Origin of the sequence: Klebsiella sp. 10 (assembly GCF_018223925.1) — a bacterium.
Taxonomy (GTDB): domain Bacteria; phylum Pseudomonadota; class Gammaproteobacteria; order Enterobacterales; family Enterobacteriaceae; genus Klebsiella; species Klebsiella pneumoniae.
Map to the genome: position 1 here is coordinate 1 of NZ_JAGRRB010000006.1, position 13,047 is coordinate 13,047.

At 57.0% G+C, this 13,047-nt stretch carries 13 protein-coding genes; 3 read left to right on the plus strand and 10 right to left on the minus strand.

What is annotated here, in order from left to right; all coding sequences use genetic code 11:
• Nucleotides 1-68: 68 nt before the first annotated feature.
• The 4 genes from hemG to pepQ are packed head-to-tail and all read right to left on the minus strand — an operon-like array spanning nt 69 to nt 4,049.
• Nucleotides 69-602 (minus strand): menaquinone-dependent protoporphyrinogen IX dehydrogenase, encoded by a 534-nt coding sequence (hemG, locus tag KHQ26_RS07770; protein WP_002883453.1) that lies wholly within the window; start codon nt 600-602, stop codon nt 69-71.
• 11 nt (nt 603-613) lie between these two features.
• Entirely contained in the window at nt 614-2,065 is a 1,452-nt protein-coding gene (gene trkH, locus KHQ26_RS07775; protein ID WP_002883450.1) for a Trk system potassium transporter TrkH, read from the minus strand.
• A gap of 38 nt (nt 2,066-2,103) precedes the next feature.
• The gene (locus KHQ26_RS07780; protein ID WP_002883449.1) at nt 2,104-2,718 is read right to left on the minus strand and encodes an IMPACT family protein; all 615 of its coding nucleotides are present in this window, start codon (nt 2,716-2,718) and stop codon (nt 2,104-2,106) included.
• Entirely contained in the window at nt 2,718-4,049 is a 1,332-nt protein-coding gene (gene pepQ, locus KHQ26_RS07785; RefSeq protein WP_020804037.1) for a Xaa-Pro dipeptidase, read from the minus strand. Before pepQ ends, KHQ26_RS07780 begins: the two co-directional genes overlap by 1 nt.
• Nucleotides 4,050-4,240: 191 nt before the next feature.
• On the opposite strand from pepQ, the gene fadB reads away from it, so the two are divergent.
• Together fadB and fadA are read left to right on the plus strand one after the other, a co-directional pair.
• Nucleotides 4,241-6,430 carry a fatty acid oxidation complex subunit alpha FadB gene (gene fadB / locus KHQ26_RS07790; RefSeq protein ID WP_004213300.1) on the plus strand — a complete coding sequence of 730 codons (2,190 nt, stop codon included), beginning with the start codon at nt 4,241-4,243 and terminating at the stop codon, nt 6,428-6,430.
• A gap of 9 nt (nt 6,431-6,439) precedes the next feature.
• On the plus strand, nt 6,440-7,603 hold the full coding sequence (fadA, locus tag KHQ26_RS07795; protein ID WP_029497107.1) for an acetyl-CoA C-acyltransferase FadA: 1,164 nt from the start codon (nt 6,440-6,442) through the stop codon (nt 7,601-7,603).
• Between the two features lie 106 nt (nt 7,604-7,709).
• On the opposite strand, the gene fre is transcribed toward fadA, so the two are convergent.
• Complete coding sequence (gene fre, locus KHQ26_RS07800; RefSeq protein WP_002883448.1) at nt 7,710-8,411, minus strand: NAD(P)H-flavin reductase; 702 nt, start codon at nt 8,409-8,411, stop codon at nt 7,710-7,712.
• 49 nt (nt 8,412-8,460) lie between these two features.
• A complete protein-coding gene (ubiD, locus tag KHQ26_RS07805) occupies nt 8,461-9,936 on the minus strand; it encodes a 4-hydroxy-3-polyprenylbenzoate decarboxylase (RefSeq protein WP_009309755.1) in 1,476 nt (491 codons plus the stop codon).
• Between the two features lie 178 nt (nt 9,937-10,114).
• On the opposite strand from ubiD, the gene rfaH reads away from it, so the two are divergent.
• Nucleotides 10,115-10,603: a transcription/translation regulatory transformer protein RfaH gene (gene rfaH, locus KHQ26_RS07810; RefSeq protein ID WP_002883430.1), complete on the plus strand. Its 489-nt coding sequence runs from the start codon at nt 10,115-10,117 to the stop codon at nt 10,601-10,603.
• Here the strand turns inward: rfaH and tatD are convergent.
• The 4 genes from tatD to tatA are packed head-to-tail and all read right to left on the minus strand — an operon-like array spanning nt 10,600 to nt 13,009.
• On the minus strand, nt 10,600-11,403 hold the full coding sequence (gene tatD, locus KHQ26_RS07815; RefSeq protein ID WP_004146458.1) for a 3'-5' ssDNA/RNA exonuclease TatD: 804 nt from the start codon (nt 11,401-11,403) through the stop codon (nt 10,600-10,602). The two genes, rfaH and tatD, sit on opposite strands and share 4 nt — an antisense overlap.
• A 32-nt stretch (nt 11,404-11,435) precedes the next feature.
• Nucleotides 11,436-12,215, minus strand: coding sequence for a Sec-independent protein translocase subunit TatC (gene tatC, locus KHQ26_RS07820; RefSeq protein ID WP_002883427.1), 780 nt, complete (start codon nt 12,213-12,215; stop codon nt 11,436-11,438).
• Between the two features lie 2 nt (nt 12,216-12,217).
• Nucleotides 12,218-12,754, minus strand: a complete 537-nt coding sequence (gene tatB / locus KHQ26_RS07825; RefSeq protein WP_002883426.1) for a Sec-independent protein translocase protein TatB — start codon at nt 12,752-12,754, stop codon at nt 12,218-12,220.
• 3 nt (nt 12,755-12,757) lie between these two features.
• Nucleotides 12,758-13,009: a Sec-independent protein translocase subunit TatA gene (gene tatA / locus KHQ26_RS07830; protein ID WP_002883425.1), complete on the minus strand. Its 252-nt coding sequence runs from the start codon at nt 13,007-13,009 to the stop codon at nt 12,758-12,760.
• Nucleotides 13,010-13,047 lie beyond the last annotated feature (38 nt).

A 13,047-nucleotide genomic window follows, 5' to 3' on the forward strand; every position in this document is an offset into this window, starting at 1 on the left:
GTGACAAGGGGAAATGCAAAAAAACTTTTCGTTCGCTCGATTTTCCATCACAACGCGAGTTTTACGCGCTATTTGCGCGCCATTTGTGCGATTTCCCGAGCAAACCGGGATACCTGTTGCCAGTCGGTATAGACCACTTCTTTGCGGGTATCCGTTTCACCCCCGGTCATTTTCATAATCAGGCGGATCATAAACCGATCGTACCAGCTGTAGCGCGGGTAGCGCAGCGCGCCGGCAAATACCGCGCAGCTCTGCGGCTGCCACGGCGAGTTCAGCAGAAACTTACGCGTATAGCTGTTGGTCTGCGGCGTGCGCTTCTCGGGTTTACGCGCCACCAGGTTAACCGAAAAGAATGCCCCCGGCAGCGCCTGCAATGCTGCCAGATGCTTTTTCACAAAGCGGTCCACCGCCGGATGAAAGTGCCCGTAGCGAATCGACGCGCCAATGACCACCCGATCGTAGTGATGCCATTCGACGACATCGGTACGGTTCAGGTTCAGGGTGTCCGCATCGATGCCCAGCTCTTTAAGCTCAGAGGCGAGAAACGAAGCAATTTCACGGGTCTGCCCGTCGCGGGTGGAGAAGAGAATTAAAGTTTTCACGAGCACTCCTGTTATTCGCGCCAGAAAGTGGGGGTAAAGAGCACCAGTAAGGTGAACACTTCCAGACGACCAAACAGCATATTAGCAATCAGGATCCATTTCGCGACCGGGTTCATGGTGGCAAAGTTATCCGCGACGACGCCGAGCCCAGGCCCGAGGTTGTTCAATGTCGCCACCACGGAGGCGAAAGCAGAGAAGTCATCCACCCCGGTGGCGATAATCGCCAGCATACTAATGATAAAGACCAGCGCATAGGCGGAGAAGAATCCCCATACCGCTTCCAGAATACGTTCCGGCAGCGCGCGGTTACCTAATTTAATGCTATACACCGCATTCGGGTGCACCAGCCGCTTCAGCTCACGGTTGCCCTGCTTGAACAGCAACAGAATACGGATCACTTTTAATCCACCGCCCGTGGAGCCAGCGCAGCCGCCGATAAATGCGGAGCACAGCAACAGCACCGGAAGGAACAGCGGCCAGCGTGCAATACTATCGGTGGTGAACCCCGCGGTGGTCGCCATCGACACCACCTGGAAAAACGCCTGGTTCAGCGTCGTCAACACCGAGCCGTACACGTTATGAAGCCATAGCACCAGCGTACAGACGATGACCAGCGTCAACTGGACGCCAATGAACATCCTAAATTCGGGGTCGCGCCAGTACACCTTCAGGCTGCGTCCGCTCAACAACGAAAAATGCAGACCGTAATTACAGCCGGAGATCAGCAGGAAGATGGCAATGATGGAGTTGATCATCGGGCTGTTGAAATAGCCGACGCTGGCATCGTGAGTCGAGAAACCGCCGATGGCGATGGTGGCGAAACTGTGCCCGATCGCATCGAACGCCGGCATACCGGCAAACCAGAGCGCCAATGCGCAGGCGATTGTGAGTAACACATAGATGAGCCACAATGTCTTCGCCGTCTCGGCAATACGCGGACGCATCTTGTTATCCTTCAGCGGGCCGGGCATTTCCGCGCGGTAGAGCTGCATCCCCCCGACACCGAGGATAGGCAGAATCGCTACCGCCAGCACAATGATCCCCATGCCGCCGAACCACTGCAGCATCTGGCGATAAAAGAGGATAGCGTGCGGAAGCGAGTCCAGCCCCACCAGAGTGGTCGCCCCGGTCGTCGTCAGGCCGGAAAATGACTCGAAGAAGGCATCCGTCACCGTCAGGTTCGGCTGTTCGGAGAAGATAAAGGGCAAGGCCCCCACGCTCCCCAGCACGGTCCAGAACAGCACCACGATCAGAAACCCTTCACGAGATTTCAGTTCGCCTTTTTGCTTACGGTTCGGCCACCACAGCATGGAGCCGATCGCCAGAGCGACAAAGAAGGTTTGAGTGAAGGCCCGTCCCGCGCCATCGCGATATATCAGGGCCACTAATCCCGGGACGATCATCGTCCCCGAAAACAAGATGACCAGCAGTCCAACGATTCGGGTTATGGCGCGAAAATGCATCTCTGGCGCTTCCTTTGATAGGCAAAAAACAGAGGGGATTATTCGTTAATCTTCAGTAATTGCAATGAACCACGACTAAAATCAGCCAGTCTTGCTGAAAAAGCCGCCACTTCGGCCTGGGGAAGCGCCACGCGCAGCCGAACTGACGCCAGATATTCGCTTTCAACGACGTTTCCGGAGAATTGGGCGAGCAGCGCTTCGACGCCGGCCAGTTGCCCATACTCACACTGCAAAGTATATGCCGTTAACGGCGTCTTGCGCAGCGTCGTCAGCTGCGCCAGCGCCTGATGCACCCCGCCGCCATAGGCCTTAACCAGACCACCGGTGCCCAGCAGGATACCACCGTAGTAACGCACGACGACAGCGGTTATCTCGCCGACGCCGCTTCCCATCAGCTGCGCCAGCATCGGTTTACCCGCCGTTCCCGCCGGTTCGCCATCGTCTGAAAACCCCAACTGTTGCGAATCATCAGGCGGCCCCGCGACCCACGCCACGCAGTGGTGGCGGGCATCAGGATGATCCGCTCTGACGGACTCGACAAAAGCTTTTGCCGCCGCCACGCCGTCGGTATGCGCCAACAGCGTGATAAAACGGCTTTTTTTAATCTCCTCAACGACGGTAACCGGCGCCGCCGGGATTAACCAGCTCTCCATCAGGCCAGCTTCAGATCGCGCGTCATATTTTCGATGCTGTTTTCGTGAACCACCACGTTATCTTCGATACGGATCCCGCCAAACGGCTTCATGGCGTCAATTTTTTGCCAGTTGAAGTGCTTGCTGAATGGGCCTTCACGCCACGGCGCCAGTAACGACTCGATGAAGTAGATGCCGGGTTCAATGGTCAGCACCATACGCGGCTCGATAATACGGGTGCAGCGCAGGTACGGATATTTCGACGGCGCCGCCAGATGCGTACCGGTATCGTCCTGCATAAAGCCCGCAACATCATGCACCTGCAGACCCAGCGGATGGCCAATCCCGTGCGGCATAAACGGCCCGGTCAGGTCATTCTCCACCATCGCCTCTTCGCTCATGTCGGTAACCAACTGGTGTTTACGCAACAGCTTCGCGATACGCTGATGGAACTGGATATGGTAATCAATGTAACTGGTACCGGCCTTCATGGTACTAATCAGCGCCAGCTGCTCATCGTTAACGTCTTTGATCAGATGGGCAAAGTCGTTATCGCCGTGCGCCGCCCAGGTGCGCGTCAGATCTGCGGCATAGCCGTTATATTCCGCACCGGCGTCGAGCAGGAAACTGCGCATCTCCGCCGGGGCACGATGGTCCAGTTTGGTGTAGTGCAGGACGGAGGCATGCTCATTCAGCGCGACAATATTGCTGTAAGGCACGTCGGTATCACGATGGCCGGTGGCGGTGAGATAGGCCTGGTTGATATCGAATTCGCTCATTCCCGACTGGAAAGCTTCGTAGGCCGCACGATGACCATTCACCGCCGACTTCTGCGCTTCACGCATGCAGGCCAGCTCGTAATCGGTTTTGTAAGCCCGGTAGTAATGCAGGTAGTCGATAACCCCTTTCGGGTTGATCTTATCCGCGGCGATACCCAGGCCCAGCGCGCGCTCAGGCACCGGACCGATATAGCCAATATTACCGCGAGCAGCAGGCAGCTGGCTGCCGATGCCATCGGCCTTCGGTAGCGCGATCACGTCTATCTCTTCGGTCCAGAAAGAGGTCGGCAACGGCTCAACGTTATGCCAGTAATCTACCGGCAGATAGAACCACAGCTTCGGTTTATTCACACCGTCCACCAGCAGCCAGCAGTTAGGCACCTGAATCACAGGCACCCAGGCTTTGAACTGCGGATTGACCTTGAACGGGTACGGATGGTCATCAAGGAAGACGTTAACCAGCTCGCCGGAGTGAATCAGCAGAGCATCCATTTGAAAACGGGCCAGGACGTCGCGGGTACGTTCTTGTAGGGTAACAATATGATTTTTATAGAGCGCGGCCAGGGATTCCATCTTTTATCCTTTGCTTTTATGGGATCGTGATACACCGCATCTTAGCACATCGACCTGCGTGCGGGTGATTTCCGCCGGATGTGATCCGACCAGCAATTATTTAAAGAGTAATTTGCAATTCTTTAACATAAATTCCACACTCCGTTTCATCTGGTATGACCAGATCATATTGCTGGATTCAGGAGACTGACATGCTCTACAAAGGCGACACCCTGTACCTCGACTGGCTGGAAGATGGCATCGCCGAACTGGTGTTCGATGCCCCAGGTTCGGTCAACAAGCTTGATACCGCAACCGTAGCCAGCCTCGGTCATGCGCTGGACGTACTGGAAAAACAAAGCGATCTCAAAGGTCTGCTGCTGCGCTCTGAAAAAGCGGCATTTATCGTCGGCGCGGATATCACCGAATTCCTCTCGCTGTTCCTGGTCCCTGAGGAGCAGTTAAGCCAGTGGCTGCATTTTGCTAACAGCGTCTTCAATCGTCTGGAAGATCTCCCCGTCCCCACTATCTCTGCCGTCAATGGCTATGCGCTGGGCGGCGGCTGCGAATGCGTGCTGGCGACCGATTACCGCCTGGCGACGCCGGACCTGCGCATTGGGCTGCCAGAGACCAAGCTCGGCATTATGCCGGGCTTCGGCGGTTCCGTGCGTCTGCCGCGCCTGCTCGGCGCCGATAGCGCGCTGGAAATTATTGCCGCCGGGAAAGACGTCGGCGCCGATCAAGCACTGAAAATCGGCCTGGTGGATGGCGTGGTCGCTGCGGAAAAACTACGCGACGGCGCGCTGGCGATCCTACGTCAGGCCATGAATGGCGACCTGGACTGGAAAGCGAAACGTCAGCCGAAGCTGGAGCCGCTGAAGCTCAGCAAAATTGAAGCCGCCATGAGCTTCACGATTGCCAAAGGCATGGTCGCGCAAACCGCCGGGAAGCATTACCCGGCGCCGATCACCGCGGTCAAAACCATTGAAGCCGCCGCGCGTCTTGGTCGTGAAGAAGCCCTGGTGCTGGAAAATAAAAGCTTTGTCCCGCTGGCCCATACCAATGAGGCCCGCGCGCTGGTTGGTATCTTCCTGAACGACCAGTACGTCAAAGCGAAAGCGAAAAAGCTGACCAAAGATGTCGAGACGCCGAAGCATGCTGCCGTCCTGGGCGCTGGCATTATGGGCGGCGGTATCGCTTACCAGTCGGCCTGGAAGGGCGTGCCGGTGGTGATGAAAGACATCAGCGACAAATCGCTGACCCTTGGCATGACCGAAGCGGCGAAGCTGCTGAATAAACAGCTGGAACGCGGCAAAATCGACGGTCTGAAGCTGGCCGGAGTGATTAGCACCATTCAGCCAACGCTGGAATACAGCGGTTTTGACCGCGTCGACGTGGTTGTTGAAGCGGTGGTGGAAAACCCGAAAGTGAAGAAAGCCGTACTAGCGGAAACCGAGACAAAAGTGCGCCCGGATACCGTGCTGGCGTCCAACACCTCAACGATCCCCATCAGCGAGCTGGCCAGCGTTCTGCAGCGCCCGGAAAACTTCTGCGGTATGCACTTCTTTAACCCGGTGCATCGCATGCCGCTGGTTGAAGTGATCCGCGGCGAAAAAACCTCGGATAATACCATTGCCAAAGTGGTGGCCTGGGCCAGCAAAATGGGCAAAACGCCGATTGTGGTGAATGATTGTCCCGGCTTCTTCGTCAACCGGGTACTGTTCCCCTACTTCGCCGGCTTCAGCCAGCTGCTGCGCGACGGAGCGGACTTCCGCAAAGTCGACAAAGTGATGGAGAAACAGTTTGGCTGGCCGATGGGCCCGGCTTATCTGCTGGACGTGGTCGGCATCGATACCGCGCACCATGCTCAGGCGGTCATGGCGGCGGGCTTCCCGCAGCGGATGCAGAAAGATTATCGCGACGCCATCGACGCCCTGTTTGACGCCAACCGTTTCGGCCAGAAGAACGGCCTCGGCTTCTGGCGCTATAAAGACGACAGCAAAGGTAAGCCGAAGAAAGAAGAAGATGCTGCCGTCGACAGCCTGCTCGCCGACGTCAGCCAGTCGAAGCGCGATTTCAGCGATGAAGAGATTATCGCCCGCATGATGATCCCCATGGTTAACGAAGTCGTCCGCTGCCTGGAAGAAGGCATTATCGCCAGCCCGGCGGAAGCGGATATGGCGCTGGTATACGGCCTGGGCTTCCCTCCGTTCCACGGCGGCGCATTCCGCTGGCTGGATACCATCGGCAGCGCGAAGTATCTCGATATGGCGCAGCAATACCAGCACCTTGGCCCGCTGTATGAAGTGCCAGCCGGTCTGCGTGACAAAGCGCGCCATAACGAAGCGTATTATCCCCAGGTAGAGCCAGCCCGTCCGGTTGGCGCTCTGAAAACGGCTTAAGGAGTCACAATGGAACAGGTTGTCATTGTCGATGCAATTCGCACCCCGATGGGCCGTTCGAAGGGCGGCGCATTTCGCCACGTGCGCGCGGAAGACCTCTCCGCGCACCTGATGCGTAGCCTGCTGTCGCGCAATCCGTCGCTTGAGGCAAGCGCGATAGACGATATCTACTGGGGTTGCGTGCAGCAAACCCTCGAGCAGGGTTTTAACATCGCCCGTAACGCGGCGCTGCTGGCGGAGATCCCGCATTCGGTACCAGCAAATACGGTCAACCGTCTGTGCGGTTCTTCCATGCAGGCGCTGCACGATGCGGCCCGTATGATCATGACCGGCGATGCCAGCGTCTGCCTGATTGGCGGCGTCGAGCACATGGGCCATGTGCCAATGAGCCACGGCGTCGATTTCCATCCGGGCCTCAGCCGCAACGTGGCAAAGGCGGCAGGGATGATGGGGCTGACCGCGGAGATGCTGGCGCGTCTGCACGGTATTAGCCGCGAGATGCAGGATCAGTTCGCCGCGCGCTCTCACGCTCGTGCCTGGGCCGCAACCCAGTCCGGCGCATTCAAAGCGGAGATTATCCCCACCGGCGGCCACGATGCCGATGGCGTACTCAAGTCCTTTAACTATGACGAGGTGATCCGCCCGGAAACCACCGTCGAGACGCTGTCCACGCTTAAACCGGCGTTTGACCCGATGACCGGTACGGTAACGGCGGGTACCTCTTCCGCCCTTTCCGATGGCGCAGCGGCGATGCTGCTGATGAGCGAAAGCCGCGCTCGCGAGCTGGGGCTGAAGCCGCGCGCTCGCGTCCGTTCAATGGCGGTGGTCGGCTGCGACCCGTCCATTATGGGTTATGGCCCGGTTCCGGCCTCAAAGCTGGCGCTGAAAAAAGCGGGCTTATCCACCAGCGATATCGACGTTTTTGAAATGAATGAAGCATTTGCCGCGCAGATCCTACCGTGTATTAAAGATCTGGGCTTAATGGAGCAGATCGATGAGAAGATCAACCTCAACGGCGGGGCGATCGCGCTCGGTCATCCGCTGGGCTGTTCCGGGGCGCGTATTAGCACCACGCTGATCAACCAGATGGAGCGCAAAGACGCTCAGTTCGGCCTCGCCACCATGTGTATCGGCCTGGGACAAGGGATCGCTACCGTGTTTGAGCGGGTTTAAGCGAAAGGGTATCTCAACGCCATTGCCACCAGAACCTGGCGGCTATGGCGAAGAGAGCAGGTTTAGTTGCCGTTCTTCCCGCCTGTCAGGGGCGGGTTTTTTATTTTCAGATAAACGCAAACGCATCGCCAAACAGGCGATCTTCACGCGCGCCGCGCTCATTACAGAACAGGTCGCGAGCGATCTTGGCCATCTCAAAACGACCGGCAATGTAGATGTCATGCTCGGCCAGCGTACCGTAATCCTGCAGCACGGCGGTGAGTACCGTACCGGAGCGACCACGCCACCCTTCTTCCGGCTGTTCGACCACCGGCTCGATGCGCAGATTCGGATGCTTGATGCTTAACGCTTCCAGCTCGGCCAGATCGTACAGATGCTTAGCCTCGCGGCCGCCCCAATAAATGGCGATATCGCGATCAGGGTTACGCGCCAGCGCGCTTAACAGAATAGAACGCACATAAGAGAATCCGGTACCGCCGGCGATCAGAATCAGCGGGCGATCTTCGTCATCGCGCAGCCACGCTTCGCCATGCGGAATATCAACCTCAATTTCACGCTCTTTCAGAATGCGATCCATGACCGCCATCGCGTACAGATTGAGCTCCGAGGCGCCGATATGCAGCTCGATAAATTCCTGTTCCGCCGGCGTGGAAGCCATGGAGAACGGGCGCTTGTCGCGCTCATCCATTACCACCATCAGATACTGGCCGGCACGGAAGGAAAATGCCGCTTCCGGCACTAATCGAACACGATATACGGTATCGGTAATCGCCTCCACCGAGGTCACTTTACAGCTTAAGGTTGTCATGCGTCCCCTCTGTCGGGTCAATAGAGCAAAACAGCGGCGTTAGCCCCGCTTACTGTTGTTTAAAGATGGCCAGTTCATCCCAGATGGCGTCAATACGCGCCGTAACGGCAGGATCTTTTTTGATTGGGCGACCCCATTCACGCTGGGTTTCGCCAGGCCATTTATTGGTGGCATCCAGCCCCATTTTTGAACCCAGGCCGGAAACCGGCGAGGCAAAATCCAGATAATCAATTGGCGTATTCTCTACCAGTACCGTATCACGAGCCGGGTCCATACGGGTAGTGATCGCCCAAATCACATCGTTCCAGTCGCGTGCATTGACGTCGTCATCGCAGACAATCACGAACTTGGTGTACATAAACTGGCGCAGGAACGACCAGACGCCCATCATTACGCGCTTGGCATGTCCCGCGTACTGTTTTTTCATGGTCACCACCGCCAGGCGATAGGAGCACCCTTCCGGCGGCAGATAGAAATCAACGATTTCCGGGAACTGCTTTTGCAGGATCGGCACAAAGACTTCATTCAGTGCCACGCCCAGCACCGCTGGCTCATCGGGCGGTCGGCCGGTATAGGTAGAATGATAAATCGCGTCTTCACGCTGGGTAATATGGGTTACCGTAAACACCGGGAACTGGTCTACTTCATTGTAGTAACCGGTGTGGTCGCCATACGGGCCTTCCGGCGCCATTTCACCGGCCTCAATGTAGCCTTCTAGCACAATTTCCGCGCTGGCCGGCACTTCAAGGTCATTGGAAACGCACTTAACCACTTCGGTCTTGGTGCCGCGCAGCAGGCCTGCGAAGGCATATTCCGACAGGGTATCGGGCACCGGCGTCACCGCGCCAAGAATGGTTGCCGGATCGGCGCCAAGCGCCACGGAAACCGGGAAGCGTTCGCCCGGACGCGCCGCGCACCACTCCTGGAAATCCAGCGCGCCGCCGCGATGAGACAGCCAGCGCATAATCAGTTTGTTTTTGCCGATCAGCTGCTGGCGATAAATCCCCAGGTTCTGCCGCTCTTTGTGCGGCCCGCGGGTTACCGTCAACCCCCAGGTGATCAGCGGCGCGGCATCTTCCGGCCAGCAGGTCATAATCGGGATTTTATTCAGGTCGACATCATCGCCCTGGATGATTTTTTGCTGACAGGGGGCGCCGCGCAGGCGTTTGGTCGGCATATTCAGCACTTGCTTGAACTGCGGCAGCTTATCAAACAGGTCGCGGAAGCCTTTTGGCGGCTCAGGTTCTTTCAGAAAGGCCAACAGTTTACCCACCTCGCGCAGCGAACTGACATCCTCCTGCCCCATCCCCAACGCCACGCGACGCGGCGTGCCGAACAGATTGCACAGCACCGGCATGGTATAGCCTTTCGGATTCTCAAACAGCAGCGCCGGGCCGCCGGCGCGCAGAGTCCGGTCGGCAATTTCGGTGATTTCCAGGTGAGGATCGACCGGCAGAGTGATACGTTTTAGTTCGCCCTGTTGTTCCAGGAGTGTCAGAAAGTCGCGAAGATCGTGATATTTCATGGAAGTGTTATTGACCTCTCTACAGGCGGCTAATTATACGGTGTTCGACGGCGCGATGCTGTAATTTTGTTAAATTAGCGTGAAAGAACGCTGAAATTTGGATTTCAATTATAATGGCTTTCGCGATTACACCAGCCATTTGTTATGCTTGCCGTTATTAGAAGTGGAATGAGTCATTATGCAAGCCTGGTACTTACTGTATTGCAAACGTGGGCAGCTACAACGAGCCCAGGAACATCTGGAACGTCAGTCAGTTAACTGCCTGATGCCGACGATTGCGCTGGAAAAAATCATTCGCGGTAAACGCACCATGGTCAGCGAACCGTTGTTCCCGAACTACCTGTTTATTGAGTTCGATCCAGAGGTGATTCATACCACCACCATCAGCGCCACTCGCGGGGTTAACAACTTCGTGCGCTTTGGCGCCCTACCCGCTATCGTCCCCTCGGCGGTCATCCATCAGCTTTCTATCTACAAACCGGAAGGGATTACCGACCCGGAAACGCCGCATGAGGGCGATAGCGTGCTAATCACCGACGGCGCGTTTGAAGGCCTGGAGGCGATCTTCACCGAGCCCGACGGCGAAGCGCGCTCTATGTTGCTGTTAAACCTGCTGAATAAGCAAGTCCTGCAGAGCGTTAAAAATACCGACTTCCAGAAAATCTAAACGCCGTTAATGTCGACGCCAAACAGCGCCCTGACGTTTGCGTCCGTTTGCGCCTCCAGCCATTGCGCCTCCTCGCCACGCCAGGCCGCGACGCTGGCCAGGATATGCGGCAAATACGCGGGCTCGTTACGCCGCGAGGCCGGTTTCGGCTTGAGGTCGCGCGGCAGCAGATAAGGCGCATCGGTCTCCAGCAGCAGACGTTCCGCCGGGATCGCCGGCAGCAGCTCGCGCAGCTCCAGTCCCCGCCGCTCATCGCATACCCAACCGGTAATACCGATAAACAGGCCCAGATCCAGGCATTCCTGCACCTCACTGCGGCTGCCGGTAAAGCAGTGCAGCACCGCGCCCGGGATCTTCTCAAGCCAGGGTTTAAGCAGCGTCAGAAACCGATCGTGGGCGTCGCGGCAGTGCAAAAACACCGGCATCGACAGCTCAGCGGCCAGCGCCAACTGGGCGCTGAACGCTACCTCCTGCTCGTGCGGCGTGGAAAAATTCCGGTTAAAATCCAGACCGCACTCGCCTATCGCCACCACCTGCGGCTCGCCGGCGAGGGTATAAATCGCCTCGGCGACCGCTGGCGTCCAGCTGCTACCGTCATGGGGATGAACTCCCGCCGTGGACCAGCAGCCGGAATAGCGGCTCGCCAGTTTCTGCGCCTGCTGGCTCTCCGCCAAATTTGTGCCGGTCAGCAGCATGCCGTTAACCCCCGCCGCCAGGGCGCGCGCTACTACCTCATCATGATCGCGGGAAAACTGCGAACTGGTCAGATTAACGCCGATATCAAACATGATCGCTCCCATATGCCAACCGCCCTGACGGGCGGTTGGCGGTATTACTCTTCTCTGTGCTCTGCGGCTTCAGCTTCGGCCGCGGCGTCGTCATCGCGCGTCAGGCGCTTCCCGGTGTAGAAGCGGGCGAAGAACACCCCGACTTCAAACAGACAGTACATCGGAATGGCCAGCAGTGTCTGCGAGAATACGTCCGGCGGCGTCAGCAGCATGCCCACCACGAAGGCACCCACCAGCACATACGGCCTTTTTTTACGCAAGTCTTCCGGCGTGGTAACGCCCATCCAGCAGAGCAACACAATGGCGACCGGCACCTCAAAGGAGACCCCGAATGCCATAAACAGCGCCATCACGAAGTCGAGATAGCTGCGAATATCGGTCGAGACCAGCACCCCTTCCGGCGCCGCATGGGTCAGGAAGCCGAACGCCAGCGGAAACACGACAAAATAGGCGAAAGCCATGCCGATATAGAACAGCAGGGTACTGGATACCAGTAAAGGCACCACCAGCCGGCGTTCGTGCTTATACAACGCCGGCGCGACGAAGGCCCATACCTGGTAAAGAATAATCGGCACCGACAGGATCACCGACACCATGAAGGTCAACTTTATCGGCGTAAAGAAAGGTGAAGCGACATCGGTGGCGATCATCGTCGCGCCCACTGGCATCTTACTGATAAGCGGGGCCGAGACCAGCTGGTAGATATCATTGGCGAAATAGACCAGCGCCAGGAAGATCACCAGAATAGCAATGATGCTGTTGAGCAGACGCTTGCGCAGCTCAATCAGATGCGAAATTAGCGGTTGTGTATCGTCTACGCCCATGTTTACGGTTTATCACTCGATGCGGGGGAAGAATGGGGAACTGCCGCCGTAGCGGACGTTTTCTCTGCCTGAAGGTCAGCCGGTGAAGCAGATTGCTCGTCGGCAACGGGATCTGGCGCATGAGCCGGAGCGCTGGCCTGATGTTCTGCCGTCGCCGGCGTGACGTCCTGGCGCTGCGCTTCGCTGCCTTTGACCACCGGATTAAGGATGGTATTGGCTTCGTCGCTGGCTTTTTCGGGATCGTGGGCGCTATAGGAGCGCTTCATCGACTCCGCGGCCTCGCGCAGTTCATCCATCGAGGCTTTCAGCTCCGGCGTCAGGTTATTCAGGCTAGCCTTTTCCACCTTCTTCAGGCTCTCCTGGAACTCCTGCAGTTTTAGCTCCTGGGCCAGCTCATTTTGTACCGTGGTCGCCAGCGAGCGTAACGTACGGATCCAGCCAACTACCGTTTTAACCGCTACGGGAAGCCGCTGTGGCCCCAGAACAATGAGGCCAATCACAAACACCAGCAGTAGTTCACTAAAACCAATATCGAACACGAGTTACACCTGCTCTTTGTCGTGGCGTTTTGTCTCGTCTTTTTTTGCATCATCCTGTTTATCGGCGATGGTTTTCGCCGTGAAATCTGCGTCTGGCGCCGACTTTTCGGGTTTATCATCATCACTCATGGCTTTTTTAAAGCCTTTGATAGATGCCCCTAAGTCAGACCCCAGCGAGCTCAGCTTCTTCGTCCCAAAAAGCAGAACTACGATGACGACAACAATTAATAACTGCCAAATACTGATACCACCCATACACGTTCCCCTATGACAGATGATGAATTGTGTGGACG